Source organism: Pseudomonas sp. PA27(2017), assembly GCF_001945445.1.
GTDB lineage: Bacteria > Pseudomonadota > Gammaproteobacteria > Pseudomonadales > Pseudomonadaceae > Aquipseudomonas.
The window spans coordinates 519910-544551 of record NZ_MSXW01000061.1; the positions used below are offsets into that span (position 1 = coordinate 519910).

Sequence of the window (24642 nt, forward strand, 5' to 3'; positions counted from 1 at the left end):
ATTCCTAATCGAACATTCGACAATAAAGCGGGCGCCTGTCGCCTCCTCGCGGTGCGGCCTCTCAAGCTCAATGCTTACCATTCCCTCCTCTTATAAATACGTCATTCCTATATGAATCTGACTGAACTCAAGCAAAAGCCGATTACCGAACTGCTGGAAATGGCCGAGCAGATGGGCATCGAGAACATGGCCCGCTCGCGCAAGCAGGACGTGATCTTCTCGTTGTTGAAGAAACATGCCAAAGGCGGTGAAGAAATTTCCGGTGACGGCGTGCTGGAGATTCTCCAGGACGGTTTCGGCTTTTTGCGCAGCGCAGACGCCTCCTATCTCGCCGGCCCCGATGACATCTACGTCTCGCCGAGCCAGATCCGCCGCTTCAACCTGCGTACCGGTGACACCATCGTCGGCAAGATCCGCCCGCCGAAAGAAGGCGAGCGTTATTTCGCCCTGCTCAAAGTCGACAGCATCAATTTCGACCGTCCGGAAAACGCCAAGAACAAGATTCTGTTCGAGAACCTGACGCCGCTGTTCCCCAACAAGCGCCTGACCATGGAAGCCGGCAACGGCTCCACCGAGGACATCACCGGCCGCGTGATCGACCTCTGCGCGCCGATCGGCAAGGGCCAGCGCGGCCTGATCGTCGCCCCGCCGAAAGCGGGCAAGACCATCATGTTGCAGAACATCGCCTCGAACATCACCCGTAACAACCCCGAGTGCCACCTGATCGTTCTGCTGATCGACGAGCGCCCGGAAGAAGTGACCGAAATGCAGCGCACCGTGCGCGGCGAAGTGGTCGCCTCCACCTTCGACGAGCCGCCGACCCGCCACGTGCAGGTTGCCGAGATGGTCATCGAGAAGGCCAAGCGCCTGGTCGAGCACAAGAAGGATGTGGTCATCCTGCTCGACTCCATCACCCGTCTGGCCCGCGCTTACAACACCGTGATCCCGAGCTCCGGCAAGGTGCTCACCGGTGGTGTCGACGCCCACGCTCTGGAGAAGCCGAAGCGTTTCTTCGGCGCCGCGCGTAACATCGAAGAAGGCGGCTCGCTGACCATCATCGCCACCGCGCTGGTCGAAACCGGCTCGAAGATGGACGAAGTGATCTACGAAGAATTCAAGGGTACCGGCAACATGGAGCTGCCCCTGGATCGTCGTATCGCCGAGAAGCGCGTATTCCCGGCCATCAACATCAACCGCGCCGGTACCCGCCGCGAAGAGTTGCTGACCGCAGAAGACGAGCTGCAGCGCATGTGGATCCTGCGCAAGCTGCTGCACCCGATGGATGAGATCGCCGCCATCGAGTTCCTGATCGACAAGCTCAAGGCCACAAAAACCAACGACGAGTTCTTCATGTCCATGAAGCGCAAGTAAGCGGATCTACTGCGCGAATGCCATGCTTCGTTGAAAACCGGCTCAAAATGCTCATGTACAAAAGTACACTCCGCTTTTTCGCCGGTTTTCGTGGGGGCGCCTAGCCCTCGCCTGACCTTCGCTCGCTACGATCCAGCATTTACTGGTGGCACAAAAAGCCGGGGAAACCCGGCTTTTGTCTGTCTGTAGTATCGACTGTTCTGCAAGTCCGACTTCGGCGCTAAACTTTGCGCCCCGATTCAAGTGAGGTTCCAGCATGCAGTATCGCGATCTGCGCGACTTTATCCGCGGCCTGGAAGCGCGCGGCGAGCTCAAGCGCATCAAGGCGCCGGTATCGCCTATCCTGGAGATGACCGAAGTGTGCGACCGCACTCTGCGCAAGGGCGGCCCGGCACTGCTGTTCGAGAACCCCACCGGCCACAGCGTTCCGGTACTCGGCAACCTGTTCGGCACGCCCAAGCGCGTGGCGCTGGGCATGGGCGCTGAAGACGTTTCCGAGCTGCGCGAAATTGGCAAGCTGCTGGCCTTTCTCAAGGAGCCCGAGCCGCCGAAGGGGCTCAAGGATGCCTGGAGCAAGCTGCCGATCTTCAAGAAGGTCATCAGCATGGCGCCCAAGGTGCTCAAGGACGCGCCGTGCCATGAAGTGATCGAGGAGGGCGACGACGTCGACCTGAGCAAGTTGCCCATTCAGCACTGCTGGCCCGGCGACGTGGCGCCGCTGATCACCTGGGGCCTGACCATCACCAAGGGGCCGAACAAGGAGCGTCAGAACCTCGGTATCTATCGCCAGCAGGTGATCGGCCGCAACAAGGTGATCATGCGCTGGCTCAGCCACCGCGGCGGCGCGCTGGATTACCGCGAGTGGTGCCAGAAGCATCCGGGCAAACCCTATCCGGTGTGCGTGGCCCTGGGTGCGGACCCGGCGACCATCCTAGGCGCCGTCACGCCAGTGCCCGACACCCTGTCCGAATACGCCTTCGCCGGCCTGCTGCGTGGTCATCGCACCGAGCTGGTCAAGGCCATCGGTAACGACCTGCAAGTTCCGGCCAGCGCCGAGATCGTTCTCGAGGGTGTGATCCATCCGGGCGAAACCGCGCCAGAAGGCCCGTACGGCGATCACACCGGTTATTACAACGAGGTCGACACCTTCCCGGTGTTCACCGTCGAGCGCATCACCCGTCGTCGTGATCCGATCTATCACAGCACCTACACCGGCCGGCCGCCAGACGAGCCAGCGATTCTTGGCGTGGCGCTGAACGAAGTGTTCGTGCCGATCCTGCAGAAGCAGTTCCCGGAGATCACCGACTTCTACCTGCCGCCGGAGGGTTGTTCCTACCGCATGGCGGTGGTGACCATGAAGAAGCAGTACCCAGGGCACGCCAAGCGCGTGATGCTGGGCGTGTGGTCGTTCCTGCGCCAGTTCATGTACACCAAGTTCGTGATCGTCACCGACGACGACATCAATGCCCGCGACTGGAACGACGTGATCTGGGCCATCACCACGCGCATGGACCCCAAGCGCGATACGGTGATGATCGAGAATACGCCGATCGACTATCTGGATTTCGCCTCGCCGATCTCCGGCCTGGGTTCGAAGATGGGCCTGGATGCCACTCACAAGTGGCCGGGTGAAACCAATCGTGAGTGGGGCCGCGCCATCGTCAAGGACGAGGCGGTCACCAAGCGGGTCGATGAAATGTGGAGCCAGTTGGGAATCGATTGATGAAGGTCACCCTGCAACCCTCCGGCGCAGTGCTCGAAGTCGAAGCCGGCGAAGCCATCCTCGATGCAGCTCGGCGCCTGGGCTACACCTGCCCGCAAAGCTGCCGCAACGGCAATTGTCATGTGTGCGCCGCGCTGCTGATCGAAGGTCGCGTTCGCCAGAACGGCGCCGAACTGGACCATGGCGAGCTGTACGCCTGCATCGCCGAGCCGCTGGAAGACTGCGTGCTGCACTGGGACGGCGTGCTGCTGCCCGGCGAACTGCCGGTACGCAGCCTGGGTTGCCAGGTGGTGGACTGCATCGAGGCTGGCGGCGATGTGTGGCGCGTGCTGCTGCGGGCGCCGGCCGGCAAGCCGCCGCGCTACCACGCCGGCCAGTACCTGTTGATCGAACGCCAGGATGGCGAGAAGTCGGCTTTTTCCCTGGCCTCGGCGCCGCAGCAGGGCCGTGACCTGGAGCTGCATATTCTAGGGCGCGAAGCGAGTGCATTGAACCTGCTGCAGCAGCTGCGCGAGCAGGGCACGGCGCGGGTGCAGTTGCCATTCGGCGACGCCCACCTGGCCGAGCTGCCAGACGGGCCGCTGCTGCTGATCGCCGCGGGTACCGGGATGGCGCAGATGCACAGCCTGATCGAAGAGTGCCGCTCGCGTGGCTTCCAGCACCCGGTGCACCTGTACTGGGGCGCGCGGCGTCCCGAAGATTTTTATCAACTGCCCCATTGGGACGAGTGGCAGGCATTGCCCAACCTGTCTCTGCATCAGGTGGTCAGCGACCAGTGCGCCTGGCAGGGCCGCTGCGGCCTGTTGCACGAGGCGGTTCGAGAGGACTTCACGGATCTGCGTGCGCTGCACGTCTACGCCAGCGGTTCGCCGAGCATGGTCTACGCCACCCTCGACGCCTTGGTCGAGTCCGGCATGGATGCCCATCAGATGCGCGCCGACGTATTCGCCTACGCGCCGCGGGACTGAACGAAGCAAGCCGCCCTCGGGCGGCTTGCTGTTTTCAGTGCCCCGTCAGCGAACGGTCACCACCAGCTTGCCGACGGCCTTGCGCTGGCCGAGGGCGTCGATCGCCTCGCCGCCGCGCTCCAGCGGGAAGGTCTGCGACACCAGCGGCTTGAGTTTGCCCTCGGCATGCCAGGCGAACAGCTGCCGGAAGTTGTCGGCGTTGTCCGCCGGCTGGCGCTGGGCAAAGGAGCCCCAGAACACGCCGACCAGGGCAGCGCCCTTGAGTAGCGGCAGGTTGGCTGGCAGCGTCGGGATGCCACCGCCGGCGGCGAAGCCGACGACCAGGAAGCGGCCATTCCAGGCCATACAGCGAAACGCCTCCTCGAACAGCGGTCCACCGACTGGATCGTAGATCACGTCGACGCCCTGGCCGTTGGTGAGCTTTTTCACTTCGTCCTTGAGGCTCTGCTCGCTGTAGTCGATCAGCTCGTCGGCGCCAGCGTTGCGCGCCACTTCCAGCTTCTCTGCACTACTGGCTGCGGCGATCACCCGTGCGCCCATGGCCTTGCCGATTTCCACCGCCGCCAGGCCGACACCGCCGGCGGCGCCCAGCACCAGCAGGGTTTCACCCGGCTTGAGGCCTGCGCGCTGCCTGAGTGCGTGCATCGAAGTGCCGTAGGTCATGCCGAAGGCGGCCGCCGTGGTCAGGTCCATGCTCGCGGGCACCGGCAGCACGTTGTAAGCGGGAGCGGCTACCTGTTCGGCAAAGCCGCCCCAGCCGGTCAGGGCCATCACCCGGTCGCCTGCCTTCAGGTTCGCGACCTTGTCGCCCACCGTGCTGACTACGCCGGCTACTTCGCCACCGGGCGAGAACGGGAAGGGTGGCTTGAACTGGTATTTGCCCTCGATGATCAGCGTATCCGGGAAATTCACGCCAGCGGCCTGCACCTCGATCAATACCTCGTTGCCTTTCGGGCTTGGGCTGTCGACGGCCTCCAGTACCAGCGTCTCGGCAGGGCCGAAGGCTTTGCAGAGCAGTGCTTTCATGGTGGTTTACCTCGAGGGGAGTCGCCCTGCAGTTTAGGTAAGCGGGCCTTACGGTCAACGAGCATGGCCTCGTCTGATAACCCGCCATAAGCATTGGGGTCTGCGCCAGGCGTTGCTATGCTTGCGGGCAACCCAACGGAGATCGCCCTGTGAAAACCCTCATCACGCTTCTGCTTGCCTGCGCACTGTCGATCCCGGCGTTCGCCAATGAAGAAAAGAAGGAAGGCGAGGGCGAGGGCGCCGCACCGCAGGTGATCTATCACAGCCTGACGCCGGCGCTGGTCGGCAACTTCGGTGTCGGGCCCAAGCTCAAGTACTACAAGGCCGACGTGGCGCTGCGCGTCACCGGCGCCGATGCCGAAGCCAAGGTCACCCACCACGAGCCGCTGATTCGCAACCAACTGGTGATGCTGTTCTCCCAGCAGACCGAAGAGAACCTGGCCACCCCCGATGCCAAGGAAAAGCTGCGCCAGGAAGCCCTCAAGCAGGTCCAGCAGGTGCTCACCGACGAGGAAGGCCAGCCGCTGGTCGAGGATCTGCTGTTCAACAACCTGATCCTGCAGGGCTGATCACTTCAGCAACAGAATTGCCGTCCACTGCGCCTCGGTGACGGGCATCACTGACAGGCGGCTGCCTTTTTGCACCAGCGCGAGTTCCGCCAGCGCCGCCTGCGCCTTCAGTTCGGCGAGCGGGATGACCTGCTTGAACGCCTCCACGAAACTCACGTCGATGGCCGTCCACGGATTCTTCTCGGTGCTGGCTTTGGCGTCGAAGTAATGGCTCTGCGGATCCAGCGCAGCGGGATCCGGGTAGGGTGCCCCGTCGATCCGGGCGATGCCGGCAACTCCCGGTTGCGGGCAACTGGAGTGATAGAACAGGAATTGATCGCCCGCCTGCATGCTGCGGATGAAGTTGCGCGCCTGGTAGTTGCGCACGCCATCCCAACGCGTCTTGGCCAGGCGCTGCAGGTCATGGATGGACAATTCGTCGGGTTCGGATTTCATCAGCCAATAGGGCATGAACTTTGCTCTCTGAGTCGGTGCGCTGCAGGTGCTGCGTGACGGGGGATTCGGTAGGGAGTGGTGATATGCGGCGCAAGCCTGATCTGTTGTGGATGCTGGTACTGGTATTCGGCCTTGGCATGGTGACCACGGGCTACACGCAAAGCCAGTGGCAGCAGGGTAAACCGGTTACTGAGGCGGTTCGAGCCGAGCGTTAAGCGCGGCGTGTTAATACCAGCCGCCATCGGTCACGGTGGCATCCAGTGGTACGTCCCAGTTGGCCATGCTCAGCCGATCCACCTGCTGGCAGCCGTGGGCCAGCCCGAGCAGGGTCGGTTTGTGCCAATTTTTGCGCCGTGCGCGATACGCCAGGCTGCGATCGTAGAAGCCGCCGCCCATGCCGAGGCGACCGCCGTGCTGGTCGAAGCCCACCAGGGGCAGCAGGATCAGATCGAGCGTCCAGATCTTGCGCTGGCGCTTGCCGTTGCGGCGGGGTTCGGGGATGCCGAAGCGATTGGCAGCGAGCTTTTCGTGCGCGTCCAGGCGCTGGAACACCATGCTGGTGCGTGGCCAGGATTTCAGCACCGGCAGGAACACCTGCTTACCGCGCGCATGGGCGGCTCTGATCAGCAGGTGCGGGTCGATTTCCCCGTCATTGGCCAGGTACAGGGCGACGCTGCGCGTGCGGCGAAAGATCGGATGCTGGGCCAGCTGGCGATACAGCGCCGCCGCCGCCTTGCGTTGCGCAGCCCTTGGCAGCTCGCGCCGCGTCTTGCGCAGCGTGCGGCGCAGCTGGGCGCGGGTCAGGTTGCTGGCTTCGATCATGGGCCGGTCCCCTTGTTGTTACCACTGCGCCTCGCATCCATCAGCGCTCGCCACCAACAAAAAGCCCGCTGCTGGCCTGGGCCAGCAGCGGGCTGCAAATTTGTGACTCCCCAGCATGCCGCTGTCGGTTTAGCCCTTGAACCCGAAAGTTCAAGGTGGAGGTTGCAGGAAACCTTAAGGCTTTCCGTCAAGCGGACATGCACACCGGCCTCAACTGACAACCCCCGGGGTTGTGCGTATCGGCTCAGGGACATCAACCAACTGGCGCACACTCCAGGGAGCTGTGGCCAGTATAACGCAAAAGGACGACCGTTGGTCAGGCGCCACGGCCATCGGTTTCGTCGAGTGCGTTGTCGACACGGCCGAGCAGGTCGCGCACGTGGTCGCGGGTGACGGTGGCCTGCTTGTCGAGGTTCTGCTGCTTGTGCAGCAGATCATGGGTGATGTTCAGGGCTGCCATCACCGCGACGCGGTCTGCGCCGATGACTTTGCCGCCGCTGCGGATCTCCCGCATCTTGCCGTCTAGGTAGCGGGCGGCGCTTTGCAGGTTGCTACGCTCATCGGCGGGGCAGGCGATGCAATATTCTTTGTCCAGAATCTGAACGGTGACGGTATTCGATTGGGTCATGAGTCCTGCTCCAGGGCTTTGAGGCGCGAAATCATCGATTCGACCTTGTGCCGAGCCATTTCGTTCTTTTCGATCAGATGAGCGCGTTCTTCGCGCCATGCCTGCTCGCTTTCCAGCAAGAGACGGTTTTGTGCCTTGAGTCGCTCGACGCGCTGGATCAGCAGTTCCAGCTTTGCCGTCAGGGCGTTTAGATCGGCGTCTTCCATTGGCTCTCGCTTTGGCAGGGTGTGCGCAGTGTATAGATCCAGCGGCTCGCCGGTGCAAACCGGCCGATGGTTTTGGCGCGTGCGCCAGTGCTAGGATAGAAAGCCTCCATTCTAGTGATTGCGCCCCTTGGCGCCTAGTGATCGATGCCGACTTCCAGTTCTCCCTACGCTGCATTCGCTGCCCTGCTCGCCAGTGGTGGTTCCTCCGTTTCACCTGCCGAATTGCACGGCCTGCTGCTGGGTCGCAGTTGCGCTGGCGCGGGCTTCGAGGCCGGCCCCTGGCTGGTCGACGCCACCGAACTGCTCGGTGTCGAGCCGCCGGAAAACGTACGCCAGGCGTTGATTGGCCTGCAGGAAATGGTGCGCGGCGAGCTGACCGGTGACGACGTCACCGTGGTTCTGCTGCTGCCCTCCGACGAAGCCCCCCTGGCCGAGCGTGCTGCGGCGCTGGGCCAGTGGTGTCAGGGCTTTCTCGGTGGCTTCGGGCTGACAGTCGGCGACGCTGCGTTGAGCGCCGAGGCCATGGAAGTGCTGCAGGATTTGTCCGCCATCGCCCAGGTGCAGAATGCGCTGGACGAGTCCGAGGACGGCGAGAACGATTACATGGAAGTCATGGAGTACCTGCGCGTCGCGCCGCTGCTGCTGTTCAGCGAGTGCGCCAAGCCGGCTGCCCAGGCGCCCAAGCCTTCGCTGCACTGATCGCGCCCTTCACCGACCGGAATCGAGCCTGCCCATGACCAGCATCTCCAAAGCGGAATACGCCCGCCGTCGCAAGGCGCTGATGGCGCAGATGGAACCGAACAGCATCGCCATCCTGCCGGCGGCGCCGGTGTTCATTCGCAACCGCGACGTCGAGCACATCTACCGCCAGGACAGCGATTTCCAGTACCTGTCCGGCTTTCCCGAGCCCGAGGCGGTGATCGCCCTGATTCCCGGCCGTGAGCATGGCGAGTACGTGTTGTTCTGCCGTGAGCGCGATCCCGACCGCGAGTTGTGGGACGGTTTGCGCGCCGGTCAGGAAGGGGCGATCAGCCGCTATGGCGCGGACGATGCCTTTCCCATCGGTGATATCGACGACATCCTGCCAGGCCTGATCGAGGGCCGTGAGCGCGTCTATTACGCGGTGGGCACCAACCCGGAGTTCGACCGGCACCTGATGGAGTGGGTCAACGTGATCCGCTCCAAGGCGCGCCAGGGCGCGTCGCCGCCCAAGGAGTTCGTCGCCCTCAACCACTTCCTCCACGACCTGCGCCTGTACAAGTCGGCCGGCGAGGTGAAGGTGATGCGCGAAGCGGCGCAGATTTCCGCCCGCGCCCATATCAAGGCCATGCAGGCCAGCCGTGCCGGGCTCTACGAATATCACCTGGAAGCGGAGCTCGATTACGAATTCCGCAAGGGCGGTTCGAAGATGCCGGCCTACGGCTCCATCGTCGCGGCGGGCAAGAATGCCTGCATCCTGCACTACCGCGAGAACGACGCCCTGCTCAAGGACGGCGATCTGGTGCTGATCGATGCCGGTTGCGAGATCGACTGCTACGCCAGTGACATTACCCGCACCTTCCCGGTCAGCGGTACGTTCACGCCCGAGCAGAAGGCCATCTACGAGATCGTGCTGGCCGCCAATATGGAAGCCTTCAGGTTCATCGCTCCCGGCCGCCATTGGAACGAGGCCCACGAGGCCACGGTGCGGGTCATCACCAGAGGTCTGGTCGATCTCGGTTTGCTGGACGGCGACGTCGACGAGTTGATCGCGGCCGAGGCCTACAAGCCGTTCTACATGCACCGCGCCGGCCACTGGCTGGGCATGGACGTGCACGATGTCGGCGAATACAAGGTCGGCGGCGAATGGCGCGTGCTCGAAGTCGGCATGGCGATGACCGTCGAGCCGGGCATCTACATCGCTGTGGACAACCAGAACGTCGCCAAGAAATGGCGCGGCATTGGTGTGCGCATCGAGGATGACGTGGTGGTGACCAAGACCGGTTGCGAGATCCTCACCAACGACGTGCCCAAGGCCGTCGACGAGATCGAAGCACTGATGGCCGCCGCCCGTGCGCAGGTAGCCTGAGGCCATGTTGCGAGTCGACGTGGCGATCATTGGTGGCGGCCTGGTTGGCGCCAGCCTGGCGCTGGCGCTGCAGGGCGAGGCGTGCAAGCGCGGCTGGCGTATCGCGCTGATCGAACCGTTCGCCCCAGGCGACGGCTACCAGCCCAGTTACGATGCCCGCTCCACCGCGCTGTCCTACGGCTCGCGACTGATCTACGAAGGCCTCGGCCTGTGGCCGGCGATTGCCGAACAGGGCACCGCCATCGAGCGCATTCACGTCTCCGATCGGGGGCGTTTCGCGGCAGCCCGGCTCAGCGCCGATCAGGAAAACGTGCCGGCCCTGGGCTACGTGGTGGAAAACGCTTGGCTCGGCCACTGCCTGTGGCAGGCACTGGACGCCGAGGTGATCCAATGGCGCTGCCCGGCCCAGGTCGAGCGCATGGAGCCCACCGCCGAAGGCTATCGCCTGACCCTGGACGACGAAACCCTGATCGACTGCTCGCTGGCCATCCTCGCCGATGGCGGGCGTTCGTCGTTGCGTGAGCAATTGGGTATCGCCGTCAATCTGCGACCGTACGATCAGACTGCCTTGATCGCCAACATCACGCCATCACAGGCCCATGGCGGCGAGGCCTTCGAGCGTTTCACCGAATCCGGCCCGCTGGCGCTGCTGCCGCTTTCCGATAATCGCTGTGCGTTGGTGTGGACGCACCCGAGCCGCGAGGTCGAACGGCTGCTCAAGCTCGATGAGCGCGCCTTTCTCGCCGAGCTGCAGCAGGCCTTCGGTTACCGCCTCGGTGCCCTGCGCCAGGTTGGCGCACGGGTGCCGTACCCGCTGGTGCTGATCGAAGCCGCCGAGCAGGTGCGCGCCAACCTGGTGGTGCTCGGCAATGCAGCCCACAGCCTGCACCCGATCGCTGGGCAAGGCTTCAACCTGTCGCTGCGTGACGTGCGTGCGCTGGCCGATACGCTGCTGGCGAGCGCGGCGCCGCTGGGTGATCTGACCACCCTGCAGCGCTACGCCGCCACCCAGGCCGGTGACCAGGCGCGCACCGTGGCGTTTTCCGATCAGGTCACCCGGCTGTTCAGCACCGACCAGCCGCTGCTCGCCGCCGGCCGCAATCTGGGCCTGCTCGGGCTGGAGTTGCTGCCGCCGGCCAAGCGCTGGTTCGCGCGTCAGGCCATGGGCATGGGTACTCGCGGTAACCCGCAATGAATGCCCGCCGGCTGGCGCGCAAGGCCCGTGTGCTGCGCTGGATCATGAACGCCTACCCGCCTTACCTGGGCGCCGGTGTGTGGATCCGCCGTATCGCTCCGGATTTCCGTCAGGTCGAGGTTAAAATGCGTTTGGGCTGGTACAACCGCAATTACGTGGGTACCCAGTTCGGCGGCAGCCTGTATTCGATGACCGATCCCTTCTACATGCTGATGCTGATGGAGAACCTGGGCCGCGATTACGTGGTCTGGGACAAGGCCGCCAGCATCGATTTCATCGCGCCGGGCCGCGGGCCGGTGTTCGCCTCGTTCGCCATCGACCAGGCCTTCATCGACGAGGTGCGCGAGCGCACCGCCGATGGCGACAAGTACCTGCCCGAATTGCCGGTCGAGGTGCGCGATGGCAGCGGCACCCTGGTGGCGCGGGTCAACAAGACGCTTTACGTGCGGCTCAAGCCGCGCGTGCGACAGGCAGCCTGAGGATATGAACGAGATGCGTGCAGACCTGATCATCGTGGGCGCCGGCATGGTCGGCAGCGCCCTGGCACTGGCCTTGCGCGGGCATGGCCTGGAATGCCTGGTGCTCGATGGCGGCCCGATGCGGGTCGAACCGTTCGACGCCAGCGCAGGCTACGAGCCGCGGGTCAGCGCCTTGTCGATGGCCAGCCAGCGCATTCTCGAACGCCTTGGCGCCTGGCCCGGCGTGCTGGCGCGGCGCAGTTGCCCCTATCGCGACATGCATGTCTGGGACGGCAGCGGCACCGGCCATATCCATTTCAGCGCCGGCAGCGTGCATGCCATGACCCTTGGCCATATCGTCGAGAACCGCGTGGTCCAGGACGCCCTGCTCGAGCGCCTGCATGACAGCGACGTGGGTCTGTTGGCCGATGCGCGCCTGGAGCGCCTGCGCCACTCTGGTGATGACTGGCTGCTGACCCTGGCCGACGGACGCGAGCTGCGTACGCCGCTGATTATCGCGGCGGATGGCGCCAATTCCGCGGTGCGCCGCCTGGCCGGCTGCGAAACCCGCGAATGGGATTACCTGCACCACGCCATCGTCACCAGCGTGCGTTGTGCCGAGGCTCATCAGGCCACGGCCTGGCAGCGCTTCACCGACGAAGGTCCGCTGGCCTTCCTGCCGCTGGGCGAGCGCGACGGCGAGCACTGGTGCTCGATCGTCTGGTCGACTACGCCGGATCAGGCCACCGGGCTGATGGCACTGGACGACGACGCGTTTTCTACAGAGCTGGGGCAGGCGTTCGAGTACCGCCTCGGCCAGGTGCTGCAGGTGGATCGCCGCCTGTGCATTCCGCTGCGCCAGCGGCACGCCAAGCGTTACGTCGAACCGGGGCTGGCACTGATCGGCGACGCCGCCCACACCATCCACCCGCTGGCTGGGCAGGGCGTCAACCTCGGCTTCCTCGACGCCGCGGTGCTCGCTGAAGTGCTGGCGCAGGCCACGGCACGCGGCGAGCGTCTGGCCGATGAGCGCGTGCTGAGTCGTTACGAGCGCCGGCGCATGCCGCACAACCTGGCGATGATGGCGGCGATGGAAGGCTTCCAGCGTCTGTTCCAGAGCGACTCTCTGGCGCTGCGTCTGGCGCGCAACGCCGGCCTGGATCTGGTCGACGGCCTGGAAGACGCCAAGGCGCTGTTCGTGCGCCAGGCCCTGGGCCTGAGCGGCGACCTGCCGGAGATGGCGAAGGCCTGATGGCGCTGTAATATCTGGCAACGAGCTCCCGGTGTGCGGTGCAGATGCGAGTCACTATCATCCTCGCTCTCTCATCTTCCACAAGGTCTCTGTCATGTCGGTACGTCGTGCGCTTCTCGCCGTTTTCACCCTCAGTACGCTGGCCAGCGCGGTGCAGGCCGCCGATGAAGTCGTGGTCTATTCCTCGCGTATCGACGAGCTGATCAAACCGGTGTTCGACGCCTATACCGCCAAGAGCGGCGTCGCGGTGAAGTTCATCACCGACAAGGAAGCGCCGCTGATGGAGCGCATCAAGGCAGAGGGCGAGAACACCCCGGCAGATCTGCTGATCACCGTCGACGCCGGCAACCTCTGGCAGGCCGAGCAGATGGGTATTCTGCAGCCGATGAAGTCCAGCGTCGTCGACGCCAACATTCCTGCTCAGTACCGCGCCGCCAGCGGTGCCTGGACCGGCCTGTCGCTGCGCGCGCGCACCATCGTCTACTCGCCGGAACGGGTGAAGGACGGCGAGCTGACCACCTACGAAGCGCTGGCCGACAAGAACTGGGAGGGCCGCCTGTGCCTGCGCACCAGCAAGAAGGTCTACAACCAGTCGCTCACCGCCACCCTGATCGAGACTCACGGTGAAGCCAAGACCGAAGAGATCATCAAGGGCTGGGTCAACAACCTGGCGACCGACGTGTTCCCGGACGACAACTCGGTCATCAACGCCGTGGCTGCGGGCCAGTGCGACGTGGGCATCGTCAACACTTACTACTTCGGCCGTCTGCACGAGCAGAAGCCCGACCTGAAAGCCAAGCTGTTCTGGCCGAACCAGAAAGACCGCGGCGTGCACGTCAACCTGTCCGGTGTCGGCCTGACCAAGCATGCGCCGAACCCCGAGGCGGCGCAGAAGCTGGTCGAGTGGATGACCAGTGCCGAAGCGCAGAACATCTTCGCCGACGCCAACAAGGAGTTCCCGGCCAACCCGAAGGTGAAGCCTTCAGCGGAAGTCGCCTCCTGGGGTGAGTTCAAGGCAGACAGCATCGCCGTGGAAGTGGCCGGCAAGCGTCAGGCCGAGGCCATTCGCCTGATGGATCGCGCTGGCTGGAACTGATCACTGACCGCGGCGCCCGAGCGAGCCGCTAGCGGCCAGTCAGGCGCCTGCAAGCGACGCCCCGGCATTGTCCGGGGCGTCGTGCTTTACGCGTTTTGGAGTTTGCGTGGCCTATTCGACCCAGCGTCGCTGGTACCCCATCGCCTTTGCCGTCGCCCTGTTGGTGCTTATGCCGCTGCTGGTGTTGCTGGCGAGCTGGCACGAGGTGGATCGGCAGATCTGGTCGCACCTCTGGCAGACCCAGCTGCCGCGGCTGATCGGCAACACGGTGACGCTGGTGCTCGGCGTTGGGCTAGGCGTGACGCTGCTCGGCGTGAGCCTGGCCTGGCTGACCAGCCTCTGCGAGTTTCCCGGCCGGCGCTGGCTGGACTGGGCGCTGATGCTGCCGTTCGCCATTCCTGCCTACGTGTTGGCCTTCGTGTTCGTCGGCCTGCTGGACTTCTCCGGCCCGGTGCAAACGGCGCTGCGTGAATGGCTGGGCAGCGGCATACGGTTTCCCCGGGTACGCTCGACGGCCGGCGTGATCATCGTGTTGGTGCTGGTTTTCTACCCCTATGTCTACCTGCTGGCGCGTAACGCCTTCCTGGCTCAGGGCAAGGGCCTGATGGAGGCTTCGCGTACCCTGGGCCATTCGCCCTGGCTGGCGTTCTGGCGGGTGGCGCTGCCGGTGGCGCGGCCAGCTATCGGCGCCGGGCTGGCCTTGGCATTGATGGAGACCCTGGCCGATTTCGGCGCCGTTTCGGTATTCAACTTCGATACCTTCACCACTGCTATTTACAAGACCTGGTATGGCTTTTACAGCCTGGGCAGCGCGGCGCAACTGGCCTGCCTGCTGCTGTTCGCGGTGATGCTGGTGCTCCATGGCGAGCGCCGCACCCGTGGTGCCGTAAGGCCTGCGGTCGAGCGGCCGCGAAGCGGCGCGCTGTATCGGCTGACCGGCCTGCGCGCGCTGGCGGCCAGTGGCTGGTGCCTGCTGGTATTCGCCTGCGCTTTCGTGATCCCGATGCTGCAGCTCCTGGTGTGGTTCTGGCAGCGGGGGCGTTTCGATCTCGATGAGCGTTATCTGGCGCTGATCCTCCACACCTTGTACCTGGGTGCAATGGCGGCGTTGATCACCGTTTCGGTCGCACTGTTGCTGGCCTTCGCACGGCGCCAGGCACCGACCCGCCTGATGGGTGCCACCGTTGGCCTGGCCAACCTCGGCTACGCACTGCCGGGTTCGATGCTGGCGGTGGCGATCATGCTGGCCTTCAGCAGCCTGGACAACGGTGTGGTCATTCCCCTGTCGAAATGGCTTGGTGGCGCCGGCAAGGCGCTGTTGCTGGGCAGCCTGGGCGCGTTGCTGCTCGCCTACCTGATCCGCTTTCTGGCGGTAGCCTTCGGGCCGTTGGAAACCAGCCTGGCGCGCATTCGCCCGTCACTGGCCCAGGCGTCGCGCAGCCTGGGTGTCGGCGGCTTGCCGTTGTTCATGCGTGTTTATCTGCCGTTGCTGATGCCTGGTGTGCTGTCGGCGGCCCTGCTGGTGTTCGTCGATGTGCTCAAGGAAATGCCGGCCACGCTGCTGATGCGCCCCTTCGGCTGGGACACCCTGGCCGTGCGCATCTTCGAGATGACCAGCGAAGGTGAATGGGCGCGCGCCGCATTGCCCGCGCTGACCCTGGTGCTGGTCGGGGTGCTGCCGGTGATCCTGCTGATTCGCCGCTCGGCACAGCGAATCGGATAGACGGTTGCCAGGCGAGCGCAAGGCCGCGCGTCGACGGTTATCGGTCCATTTGTAACACCGTCTGCCAATGTCCAAGATGACCCGCCCCGACCATGCGGCTACAATGCGCGCCATTCGCTGCGGCCCGCCATGCAGCCATGTCCAAATTCATCTGGAATGGCCCACTTCACGCGCGCCCCAGCTTCGCAACGCCCGGAAGGAGATCCCATGGGACAGCGCACACCTCTTTACGACCTGCACCTGGCGCTCGGCGCCAAGATGGTCGACTTCGGCGGCTGGGACATGCCGCTGCACTATGGCTCCCAGGTCGAGGAGCATCACCAGGTACGCCGCGATTGCGGGGTCTTCGACGTTTCCCACATGACCGTGGTCGACGTGCAGGGCAGCGATGCCCAGCGCTACCTGCAACGCCTGCTGGCCAACGATGTGAGTCGTCTGCAAACCGCGGGCAAGGCCCTGTACAGCGCCATGCTCAACGAACAGGGCGGGGTGATCGACGACCTGATCGTCTACCGGCTCGATATGGCAGAGGCGCCGGCCTACCGCCTGGTGGTCAATGCGGCCACACGCGACAAGGATCTGGCCTGGATGCGTGCGCAGAGCAGCGACTTTGCCGTCGAATTGCGCGAGCGCAGCGACTTCGCCATGTTCGCTGTGCAGGGGCCCAAGGCCCGTGCCCGCACAGCCGAGCTGGTCAGTCAGGCCCGCGCCAGCCTGATCCACGAGCTCAAGCCGTTCCAGGGCCTGCCCGATGGCGACTGGTTCATCGCCCGCACCGGCTACACCGGCGAGGACGGCCTGGAGATCATGTTGCCGGCCGGCGAAGCCGTGGCGTTCTTCAACGACCTTGTCGGCGCTGGTATTTCTCCCATCGGCCTGGGCGCACGCGATACGCTGCGCCTGGAGGCTGGCCTGAATCTATACGGCCAGGACATGGACGAGCAGTCCTCGCCGCTGGCTTGCAACCTGGCCTGGACGGTGGCCTGGGAGCCCGCCGAGCGCGTGTTCATCGGCCGTGAAGCGCTGCAGCGTCAGCATGCTGAGGGCACGCATTCACGCCTGGTCGGCGTGGTGCTGGAGGAGCGCGGCGTGCTGCGCGCCCATCAGGTGGTACGCGTCGACGGCGTTGGCGAAGGCGAGATCACCAGCGGCAGCTTCTCGCCGACCCTGGGCAAGTCCATCGCCCTGGCCCGGGTGCCGGCGAAAACCGGTGACCGCGCCGAGGTGGAGATTCGCGGCAAGTGGTACCCGCTTCGCGTGGTGCAGCCCAGCTTCGTACGCCATGGCAAAGTGCTGATCTGAAAGACTCTTACACGGCCCCTACGCACCTGCTAAATTCCCCGGACGGCGCGGTCGCCGTCCTGTCAGATGAGGAACGACAACATGAGCTCTATCCCCGCCGATCTGCGTTACGCCACCAGCCACGAATGGGCCCGCCTGGAAGCCGATGGCAGCGTGACCGTGGGCATCTCCGATCATGCTCAGCAAGCGCTGGGTGATGTGGTGTTCATCGAGCTGCCGGAAATCGGCAAGGTGCTCGACGCGGGCCAGGAAGCGGGTGTGGTCGAGTCGGTGAAGGCCGCTTCCGACATCTACGCGCCGGTTGGCGGTGAAGTGATCGCCATCAACGAGGCCCTGGCCGACAGCCCGGAAAGCGTCAACAACGACCCATACGGCAGCTGGTTCTTCAAGCTCCAGCCCAGCGATGCGTCGCAGCTGCAAAAGCTGCTGGACAGCGCAGGCTACGAGGCGAGCATCGACGGCTGAGCCGTAATGATGCATGAAAAAGCCGGCCCCTGGCAGGCCGTGTGAAAACTACTGCGCTCGGTCATGCGGCGTTGAAAACCGGCTCGGATGCGAGTCCAATCAAAATGCTCATTTACAGCTCGTAAACTGCGCTTTCTCGCCGGTTTTTGCCCTGCCTGACCTTCGCTCGCTACGTTTTCACACGGCCTGCAGGGCCGGCTTTTTCGTCACTGCGGGGCAGTGAAGCGCTCGATCACTGCTGGGCAGTGAGAATCGCGGTGGCCAGCTCCATGTCGCTGGCTTGCAGATCCGGGTTGTCGGTGCGGATCTTCTGCAGCGCCGCTTCCAGGTACGGGCCGCGGATTTCGCCGTTGCTGGCGATGTAGCTGCTGGCATCGTCCTGGGCTGGGACGATCATCTTGTTGTCCTTGAACGTCAGGTAGGTCGACGCGGTGGTCGCACCCGACGACAGCACGTCACGCAGGTTGACGGCATGGGCTTGGGTGGCGGCGGCCAGAAACAGGCCGGCGATCAACAGCGAACTAGAACGGCGCATGGCAATGACTCCTTGTGGGTTTCCTCTGCTTGAGAGTCGGGCCACGCGCTACTGGTTCCACCGTCTTACAGAGCTGTCGCCGGGCACTAGAGCTCGAAGCGCCGGACCGAGGCCTGCATGGCCTGGGCGGAGTTGTCCATCTGCACCAGCATGTGCGCCAGGTCCTGCATGGCCCTGTTGTTGCGCTGGGCCACCTCGCTGATCATTTCCACCCGCTCAGCGACTTCGTTGCTGGCCTTGGATTGCTCGGTGATGGTGTGGGCGATCTCGTCGACCATCTGCGCCGAGCGCTGCACACCCTGGCGAATCTCGGTGATCGAGGCATTGGCCTGCTGGGCCATGCCGACGCCGTCGCTCACCCGGCTGACCCCGGCATCCATGCTTTTCACCGCCTGGGCGGTGGATTCGCGAATGCGCTGAATCATGCCGGTGATTTCCTGGGTGGATTGCGCGGTACGCGCCGCCAGCCCGCGGACCTCGTCGGCCACGACGGCGAAGCCGCGGCCGGCCTCCCCAGCGCGCGCGGCCTCGATGGCGGCGTTGAGCGCCAGCAGGTTGGTCTGCTCGGCGATACCGCGAATCACCTGAATGATCGAGTCGATTTCCTCGGATGACTGGCCCAGCACGGTGACCGTCTGCGAGGACCGATTGACCGCATCGGCGATGTGGTTCATGCCATCGACCACGCCGACGATCACCTGCCCGCCAGTGGTGGTCAGCTGTTCGGACTGCTCGGAAATGTCACGGGCGCTGCGCGTGTGTTCGGCGATCTGAGCGATGTTGCCGATCATCTGCTCCATGGCCGCCGCCATGCTGGTGGCGCCTTCGGCCTGCTCGCTGGCGCCACGCGCCACCTCGCCGGAGGTCTGGCTCAGGTGCTGGGAGGCGCGACGCAGCTCCTCGCTTTCGGTACGGATGGTCTCGATCATCTGCCGCAGGCTGGCCTGCATGTCGGCGAGGCTCTGTTGCAACTGGCCGGCTTCGTCACGGCTGTCGACACTGATTGGCGAGCGCAGGTTGCCCTGAGCCATGCTGCGCGCGGCGTTGATGATCTTCGCCAGGGGCCGCAGCACCGAGTTCAGCAGTTGCCGGGTGATCGCCAGGATCAGCACGCAGGCCAGGCCCAGGCTGCCCCATTGCCACCAGGACGCCTGCTGCACCGTGGCCTCGGTTTGCGCGCGGGTCTGGGCGACGGCGGCCTCGATCTGCTCGCTGATCGCTTCGTTGCGCACTTCCAGTTCACCGAAGCTGCGCGAGAAGTCGGCCATCAGCGCGCGCGCCGCCACCGGGTCGGCAAGGGCCTGTTCGACGATACGGGTCGCTGCCTGGATATAGGCCTCCAGCACCGGGCCAACGCCATCGATGGCCTGACGAATGTCCGTGGCCAGCGGCAATGCCGCGTTCTGCGCCATGGCCTGGCGGAAGCGCTCGCTGTGCTCCTTGAGATCGTCGCGTACCTGAGCGGCGGCGGTGGCGTCACCAGGGGCGGTGAGAAAGGCGCCGAGTACGTCGGCGCGCAGAGCGTCGTGCATCATGTCGCCATCCATGTGGTGGCGCAGGGCGTTGGCGTTGATCTCATTGGCGGCCAGGGCGTCGCCCAGCTGCGCCTGGCCCCAGAGGCCGATGCCTCCGACCAGAAGCGTGGCAACGATACTGACGGCCCCACAGGCGAGCATCTTCTGGCGGATATTCATGGCGCCGCTCCTGGCATTTGCGAGCTGCTCCCGAGCCCGCGTTCGCGCAGATTAGCGCTGCTCGCTTTGCGGTGTCACGCGCAATACTTCTTCGATCGTGGTCTGCCCGGCAGCGATTTTTTGCGCACCAGAAAGGCGCAGGCTGCGCATGCCATCCTTGAAGGCCTGGCGGCGTAGCGGCGTGAGGTCGGTATCGGCGCTGATCAGCGGTTTCAGGCTGTCGTTCAGCAACATGATCTCGTACACCCCGGCGCGGCCCCGGTAGCCGGTTTCCCGGCATTCGGCACAGCCCACGGCGCGGTGCGCGCCGCTCGGCAGCGGGGCGTTCCAGGGGCGGGTGAGCTCTTGCCAGTCCGCTTCGTCGAACTCCACCGGTGCCTTGCAGTGCGGGCACAGGGTGCGCACCAGGCGCTGGGCCATGACGCCCAGCAAGGTCGCCTTGAGCAGGTAATGCGGCACGCCCAGTTCGAGCAGGCGGGTGATGGCGCTCGGGGCGTCGTTGGTGTGCAGGGTGGAAAGCACCAGGTGACCGGTCAGCGCCGCCTGGATGGCCATTTCGGCGGTTTCCAGGTCGCGGATTTCGCCGACCATGATGATGTCCGGGTCCTGGCGCATCAGGGCGCGCACGCCACTGGCGAAGGTCAGGTCGATGTTGTGCTGCACCTGCATCTGGTTGAAGGCGCCCTCGATCATCTCGATGGGGTCTTCGATGGTGCACACGTTCACTTCCTCGGTGGCCAACTGCTTGAGGGTGGTGTACAGCGTGGTGGTCTTGCCCGAGCCGGTGGGGCCGGTGACCAGAATGATGCCGTTGGGTTGGCGGGTCATGCTTTCCCAGCGCTTGAGATCGTCAGGGCTGAAGCCCAGCTGATCGAAGCCGCGCAACAGCACATCGGGGTCGAAGATACGCATCACCATCTTCTCGCCAAAGGCGGTGGGCAGGGTCGAAAGGCGCAGCTCCACCTCGTTGCCGGCTGGCGTCTTGGTCTTCACCCGACCGTCCTGGGGTTTGCGCTTTTCGGCGACGTTCATGCGGCCCAGGGTCTTCAGGCGGCTGACGATGGCCATGGTGACCTGGGCAGGGAACTGGTAAACGGTGTGCAGCACGCCATCGATGCGAAAACGTACGCTGCCCTGTTCACGGCGCGGCTCGATGTGGATGTCACTGGCGCGCTGCTGGAAGGCGTACTGGAACAGCCAGTCGACGATGTTCACAACGTGGGCGTCGTTGGCGTCCGGTTCCTGGTCCTGGGCGCCGAGGTTGAGCAGTTGCTCGAAGTTGCCGACGTTGCTGATCTTGGCATCGGTGTTGGTGGCGCCGCTGACCGAGCGGGCCAGGCGGTAGAACTCAACGGTGAAGCGCTGGATGTCCGCCGGGTTGGCCACCACGCGCTTGATCGGGCGTTTGAGCACGTGGGTGAGGTTGGCTTCCCAGCCGTGCATGAACGGCTGGGCGCTGGCGATGGTCACCGCCTCGGCGCTGACCGCCACGGCGAGGATCTTGTGGCGCTGGGCGAAGGCGTAGGACATCAGCGGGGTGACCGCCGCGGCGTCGATCTTCAGCGGGTCGATGCGCAGGTAGGGCTGGCCGGCCAGCTGTGCCAGCCACTGGGTCAGGCTTTCCAGATCCAGAATGCGGCCAGGTCGTGCCAGATCCTGCAGCTGCTGGGCGGCCAGGAACTCCAACGGGTGCAGGTCGTTATTGGTGCCGCTGCGGCGGATCGCCAAACACTGCTCGGCGCTTTCCTGGGCGATGCGGCCCTGGCCGACCAGCTCACGCAACAGCTCGTTGAGGTCCAACTGGCGGTCGGCGGCGGCAGGCGAGAGGCTGGACATGCGGGCTCCTGGTTACGGCTGTCGGGTTGGCATCCTGTAGAGGTCGTCAGCATGCCTGATTGCGCCGTCGCCGACTAAGCGCCGGTTCATGGTTCGCGGATCAGGGCTGCGCCTTGGGCGGCCCTTCGCCTGTGGGTGGCAGCGGTTCCGGTGCTGCCGGCAACTCCGCTTCGCGGCCATCTTCCAGGCTCTGCGGCGGCAGGGCGGGTGGCGGTGTCAGCCCCATGGACACATAGATACTGGTCAGCGCATCGACGCCCATGTTGGCCGGCTTCACCCATTCCGCCGGCACGTAGAGCAGGCCGCCACCGACCGGGATCGGTGCGGTAGGCACCAGGATCGCGAGGTGCGGGCGGCCTTCCAGTTCCACGGTTTCCGAGGTCGGCTGCAAGGCCAGCACCGCCACGCCATCGCCGCCGCCAAAGAAGCACCATACCGGGCGCATGCTGGTGATGTCGGTGTTCTTCTTGTCGAGCAGGCCGACGAAACGGTCGGCCAAATTGTAGAAGTTGCCGATCAGCGGCGTGCGCCGCAGGGTCACGTCGATCAGCCAGCCGAGTGGGCGGCGCAGGCCCAGCTTCACCGCCAGGCCCAGGGGATAGAGGCTGATCAGCAACAACAGAGTGCCGAGCACATAGGCCAGGTACGGATTGCTGGCGAACGGCGTGCCGAGCGCGGCGAACAGCCGGCCGATGGCCGTGGATGGGCCGATCAGGTTGTTGAGCAGGCTGACCAGCCACGCCAGTACCACCATGGTCAGAGCCAGCGGCAGCAGTGCCAGCAAGCCGGTCAGCCAGGTGGCGGCGATGGATTTCAGGCTGAGTTTGAACATCGATGGGCGTCCTGTCGTCGAGCGGGGCAGGTGGGCGAGCCACCTGCCGGGGTCATCAGCCGTGCTTGAGCAGCGCTTTCCAGGGCTTGAGGCTCATGATGATCTGCGCCTGGGTCATACGCGCCTCCAGTTCCTCTTGACTGATCGGGTGCTTGGCCAGTTCAGCCAGTTTGTTGAGTTCGCCGAACAGGCGGTCGGTCTCGGCGATGTCGAGCGTGCCGCGGGCCAGGTGCAGCCAGAGCAGCAGGCGCTCGATGCGCGGCAGCTGTTCGGCGAGATCCTCGGGCTGCTGCTGGTAGCGTTTGAGTTGCAGGTCGCGGCCTTCTTCGGTGAAGAAGGTCGGCAGCCAGCTTTGCAGCGCGGCCGCACCCTGGCGGTCGCCGCGCTTGTTGCGGGCGCTGGTCCAGGCGCGGGTCAGCAGCCAGCGCGAGGTATTTAGCGAGAACAACCCCCAGCGGGTCTGCTGCAGTTCGGCGGCGAACTGGGCAGGCGCCTCCTGGCGCGCGGCTTCATCCTGCTGGCCGGCCTGCACCCGTGGGCGCCAGTCTTCGAGCAGAGCGTCGAGCACCTGGCGCAGTTCGCTGGTACTGGCCCGCGGTGCGGCCTGGCCGAGGCTGCCGAACAGGGCGCGCAGCTCCACCAGGCAGTTCAGCCAGTCGACCAGCAGGCGCCAGTGGCCGTTGTGGCGGTATTGTTCGGCCAGGCGCTGGCTGCTGCCGAGCAGGAACCAGCCGATGGCGGCCACGGCGTCATCCAGGCTCTGTTCGGCCTCGAGTTGTGGCGTGGGCAGTTGCAGGCTGTAGCTGGCTTCGTCGAACAGCCGGTAACCGCGCTCGGCCTTGCTGATGTCGCAGGGCATCAGCGGTAGGTCGGCGGCCAACTCGGCGGCCAGCTCCAGCAGCGCCTCGGGTTCGCCCTGGCGCAGCTCCAGTTCCAGCTCGCAGATTTCTTCCTGCTGCTTGCCGGCGATCACCTTGCCCAGGTCCAGCGCCGCCTCGATGACCACCCGTGCCTTGCCGCGGCCCCAGGCGATCTCGGTGCGCTGGCGCACGAAGTCGGTGGTGAAGATCGGCTTGAGCTGCTTCTTGTCGAGCTCGGCCAGAGCAGCCGGCCAGCAGCTGTCATCGAGCTTCTTGAGGTCCAGTTTGGCCTTGCTCAGGTACCAGTCCCACTCGTTGCGCTCGGACAGCCCGGCCACGCTCTGGCCACGGCTCTTGAGGGTCTGGATGATCTGCTCGCCATCCTTGCGCAGGCGCAGGGCAACGCGGGCGGCGGCGAGGTCGCGGGCGTCGGTGTCGAAATACTGGTTGAACAGCTCGCTCGTCTCCCAGCCGGCCTTGCTACGCTTCTTCAGCAGGGGATGGGTTTGCAGGGCGGCCAGGGTTTCGCGGCTGGCGCGCAGTTTGATTTCGGTTTCTTTATTCATTGCGAGGGCTCGGTGAAGCGGCGACGGCGGCGGGGGTTGCACGGTGCGAGGCGTTGCTTCGCACGTTAGGCCGTACAGGGTAGAGGAAAAGCGCGGCGGATGCAGGTCGGCGAGTGTCGCGAACGCTTGCGTGTAAGATGATTGAAATATTCATGTCGCTATTTTCCTCGAAGTTAATCGTCTTTTCGTGGGAAATGAGTGACGAAATACAACTTTATGACCAATAGATGACACGCGCTGGCTTGGCCCGGATGTCATCCGTATACTTGCCGCCTCTTTGACAGACAGGGGTCACCCCCATGCCAAGCAATCCGTTCATCAGCAGCCTGTTCGGCCGCTCACCGATCGGGCCGATGCAACAGCATATCGCCAAGGCTCACGAATGCGCCTCCAATCTGGTGCCATTCTTCGAGGCGGTGATGGCCGAAGACTGGGCGCGTGTCGAGCAGGTTCAACAGGCCATGGTGCGTCTGGAGAACGAGGCCGACAAGCTCAAGAAGAACGTGCGTATGCACCTGCCCAAGAGCCTGTTCCTGCCGGTGCCACGTTCCGATCTGCTTGAACTGCTGAGCACCCAGGACAAGGTCGCCAACCGGGCCAAGGATATCGCCGGGTTGATGCTGGGCCGTTCCATGACCATCCCTACCGACCTACAGCCGCTGATGCTGGCTTACGTGCAGCGGTGCGTGGACGCCAGTGCCCAGGCACTCAAGGCGATGAAGGAGCTGGATTCGCTGCTCGAGGCCGGTTTCGCCGGTCGTGAGGCCACCCTGGTCGAGCGTATGGTCGAAGAACTCGAGGAAATCGAGCGCGAAACCGACCGCCAGCAGATCGAGGTGCGCCGCACCTTGTTCAAACTGGAAAAGGATCTTCCCGCAGTCGATGTGATGTTCCTCTATCGGATCATCGACTGGGTCGGAGACATTGCCGATCGCGCCGAGCGCGTGGGCAACCGACTGGAACAACTGCTGGCGCGCTGAGCCGCCAGCATCCTTTCTGGGTTTACAGGTAA

The 24642-nt window shown here is 64.5% G+C and carries 25 protein-coding genes, 1 other RNA gene and 1 pseudogene; 15 read left to right on the forward strand and 12 right to left on the reverse strand.

The genetic code is table 11. From position 1 onward, the window contains the following. Positions 1-111: 111 nt before the first annotated feature. The 3 genes from rho to BVH06_RS23985 all read left to right on the forward strand — a co-directional run bounded on the left by rho (position 112) and on the right by BVH06_RS23985 (position 4062). Positions 112-1371 (forward strand): transcription termination factor Rho, encoded by a 1260-nt coding sequence (gene rho, locus BVH06_RS23975; RefSeq protein WP_075928645.1) that lies wholly within the window; start codon positions 112-114, stop codon positions 1369-1371. Positions 1372-1627: 256 nt separating this feature from the next. Next, on the forward strand, positions 1628-3094 hold the full coding sequence (gene ubiD, locus BVH06_RS23980; protein ID WP_075935709.1) for a 4-hydroxy-3-polyprenylbenzoate decarboxylase: 1467 nt from the start codon (positions 1628-1630) through the stop codon (positions 3092-3094). Beyond that, on the forward strand, positions 3094-4062 hold the full coding sequence (locus BVH06_RS23985) for a CDP-6-deoxy-delta-3,4-glucoseen reductase (RefSeq protein WP_075935711.1): 969 nt from the start codon (positions 3094-3096) through the stop codon (positions 4060-4062). Before ubiD ends, BVH06_RS23985 begins: the two co-directional genes overlap by 1 nt. A gap of 45 nt (positions 4063-4107) precedes the next feature. On the opposite strand, the gene BVH06_RS23990 is transcribed toward BVH06_RS23985, so the two are convergent. Then, complete coding sequence (locus BVH06_RS23990; RefSeq protein ID WP_075935712.1) at positions 4108-5088, reverse strand: NADPH:quinone oxidoreductase family protein; 981 nt, start codon at positions 5086-5088, stop codon at positions 4108-4110. A gap of 149 nt (positions 5089-5237) precedes the next feature. Between BVH06_RS23990 and BVH06_RS23995 the strand changes: the two genes are divergently transcribed. Beyond that, positions 5238-5657 (forward strand): flagellar basal body-associated protein FliL, encoded by a 420-nt coding sequence (locus tag BVH06_RS23995; protein WP_075935713.1) that lies wholly within the window; start codon positions 5238-5240, stop codon positions 5655-5657. On the opposite strand, the gene BVH06_RS24000 is transcribed toward BVH06_RS23995, so the two are convergent. Continuing rightward, positions 5658-6107: an EVE domain-containing protein gene (locus tag BVH06_RS24000; RefSeq protein WP_075935714.1), complete on the reverse strand. Its 450-nt coding sequence runs from the start codon at positions 6105-6107 to the stop codon at positions 5658-5660. A 68-nt stretch (positions 6108-6175) separates the two neighbouring features. Between BVH06_RS24000 and BVH06_RS26115 the strand changes: the two genes are divergently transcribed. Further along, positions 6176-6307, forward strand: coding sequence for a hypothetical protein (locus BVH06_RS26115; RefSeq protein ID WP_256575261.1), 132 nt, complete (start codon positions 6176-6178; stop codon positions 6305-6307). Positions 6308-6317: 10 nt separating this feature from the next. On the opposite strand, the gene BVH06_RS24005 is transcribed toward BVH06_RS26115, so the two are convergent. The 4 genes from BVH06_RS24005 to BVH06_RS24020 form a co-directional block, all read right to left on the reverse strand. Then, positions 6318-6914, reverse strand: coding sequence for a 5-formyltetrahydrofolate cyclo-ligase (locus tag BVH06_RS24005; RefSeq protein WP_075935715.1), 597 nt, complete (start codon positions 6912-6914; stop codon positions 6318-6320). Positions 6915-7017: 103 nt separating this feature from the next. Next, positions 7018-7197, reverse strand: a non-coding RNA gene (ssrS, locus tag BVH06_RS24010) — 6S RNA. Between the two features lie 33 nt (positions 7198-7230). Next, positions 7231-7542, reverse strand: coding sequence for a cell division protein ZapA (locus BVH06_RS24015; RefSeq protein WP_075928651.1), 312 nt, complete (start codon positions 7540-7542; stop codon positions 7231-7233). Next, positions 7539-7748 carry a TIGR02449 family protein gene (locus BVH06_RS24020; RefSeq protein ID WP_075935716.1) on the reverse strand — a complete coding sequence of 70 codons (210 nt, stop codon included), beginning with the start codon at positions 7746-7748 and terminating at the stop codon, positions 7539-7541. The genes BVH06_RS24015 and BVH06_RS24020 overlap by 4 nt, the downstream gene beginning before the upstream one ends. 144 nt (positions 7749-7892) lie before the next feature. Between BVH06_RS24020 and BVH06_RS24025 the strand changes: the two genes are divergently transcribed. The 9 genes from BVH06_RS24025 (at position 7893) to gcvH (ending at position 17307) form a co-directional block, all read left to right on the forward strand. Beyond that, entirely contained in the window at positions 7893-8447 is a 555-nt protein-coding gene (locus BVH06_RS24025; RefSeq protein ID WP_075935717.1) for a YecA family protein, read from the forward strand. Positions 8448-8481: 34 nt separating this feature from the next. Then, positions 8482-9816, forward strand: coding sequence for a Xaa-Pro aminopeptidase (gene pepP / locus BVH06_RS24030; protein WP_075935718.1), 1335 nt, complete (start codon positions 8482-8484; stop codon positions 9814-9816). 4 nt (positions 9817-9820) lie between these two features. Next, on the forward strand, positions 9821-11011 hold the full coding sequence (gene ubiH / locus BVH06_RS24035; RefSeq protein ID WP_075935719.1) for a 2-octaprenyl-6-methoxyphenyl hydroxylase: 1191 nt from the start codon (positions 9821-9823) through the stop codon (positions 11009-11011). Beyond that, a complete protein-coding gene (locus BVH06_RS24040) occupies positions 11008-11490 on the forward strand; it encodes a DUF4442 domain-containing protein (RefSeq protein ID WP_075928655.1) in 483 nt (160 codons plus the stop codon). The genes ubiH and BVH06_RS24040 overlap by 4 nt, the downstream gene beginning before the upstream one ends. 13 nt (positions 11491-11503) lie before the next feature. Continuing rightward, the gene (locus BVH06_RS24045; protein ID WP_075935792.1) at positions 11504-12721 is read left to right on the forward strand and encodes a 2-octaprenyl-3-methyl-6-methoxy-1,4-benzoquinol hydroxylase; all 1218 of its coding nucleotides are present in this window, start codon (positions 11504-11506) and stop codon (positions 12719-12721) included. A gap of 94 nt (positions 12722-12815) precedes the next feature. Beyond that, a complete protein-coding gene (locus tag BVH06_RS24050; RefSeq protein WP_075928656.1) occupies positions 12816-13817 on the forward strand; it encodes an extracellular solute-binding protein in 1002 nt (333 codons plus the stop codon). Positions 13818-13986: 169 nt separating this feature from the next. Then, entirely contained in the window at positions 13987-15540 is a 1554-nt protein-coding gene (locus tag BVH06_RS24055) for an ABC transporter permease (protein WP_371915318.1), read from the forward strand. A 207-nt stretch (positions 15541-15747) separates the two neighbouring features. Then, positions 15748-16842 (forward strand): glycine cleavage system aminomethyltransferase GcvT, encoded by a 1095-nt coding sequence (gcvT, locus tag BVH06_RS24060; RefSeq protein WP_075928658.1) that lies wholly within the window; start codon positions 15748-15750, stop codon positions 16840-16842. A gap of 81 nt (positions 16843-16923) precedes the next feature. Continuing rightward, the gene (gene gcvH, locus BVH06_RS24065) at positions 16924-17307 is read left to right on the forward strand and encodes a glycine cleavage system protein GcvH (RefSeq protein ID WP_075928659.1); all 384 of its coding nucleotides are present in this window, start codon (positions 16924-16926) and stop codon (positions 17305-17307) included. 232 nt (positions 17308-17539) lie between these two features. On the opposite strand, the gene BVH06_RS24070 is transcribed toward gcvH, so the two are convergent. The 6 genes and pseudogenes from BVH06_RS24070 to BVH06_RS24090 all read right to left on the reverse strand — a co-directional run bounded on the left by BVH06_RS24070 (position 17540) and on the right by BVH06_RS24090 (position 23630). After that, positions 17540-17842 carry a DUF2388 domain-containing protein gene (locus BVH06_RS24070; RefSeq protein WP_013789627.1) on the reverse strand — a complete coding sequence of 101 codons (303 nt, stop codon included), beginning with the start codon at positions 17840-17842 and terminating at the stop codon, positions 17540-17542. Positions 17843-17928: 86 nt separating this feature from the next. Beyond that, entirely contained in the window at positions 17929-18792 is an 864-nt protein-coding gene (locus tag BVH06_RS26415) for a methyl-accepting chemotaxis protein (protein ID WP_371915319.1), read from the reverse strand. Continuing rightward, positions 18784-19536, reverse strand: a pseudogene (locus BVH06_RS26420) (HAMP domain-containing protein); the annotation flags it as partial. The gene BVH06_RS26415 and the pseudogene BVH06_RS26420, both read right to left, overlap by 9 nt. A 51-nt stretch (positions 19537-19587) precedes the next feature. Next, positions 19588-21372: a GspE/PulE family protein gene (locus BVH06_RS24080; RefSeq protein ID WP_075935721.1), complete on the reverse strand. Its 1785-nt coding sequence runs from the start codon at positions 21370-21372 to the stop codon at positions 19588-19590. Between the two features lie 100 nt (positions 21373-21472). Next, a complete protein-coding gene (locus tag BVH06_RS24085) occupies positions 21473-22204 on the reverse strand; it encodes a DUF502 domain-containing protein (RefSeq protein WP_075928663.1) in 732 nt (243 codons plus the stop codon). A gap of 55 nt (positions 22205-22259) precedes the next feature. Further along, a complete protein-coding gene (locus BVH06_RS24090) occupies positions 22260-23630 on the reverse strand; it encodes an inorganic triphosphatase (protein ID WP_075935722.1) in 1371 nt (456 codons plus the stop codon). Between the two features lie 299 nt (positions 23631-23929). On the opposite strand from BVH06_RS24090, the gene BVH06_RS24095 reads away from it, so the two are divergent. Next, positions 23930-24610 carry a TIGR00153 family protein gene (locus tag BVH06_RS24095; RefSeq protein ID WP_075935723.1) on the forward strand — a complete coding sequence of 227 codons (681 nt, stop codon included), beginning with the start codon at positions 23930-23932 and terminating at the stop codon, positions 24608-24610. The last annotated feature ends 32 nt before the right edge of the window (positions 24611-24642 follow it).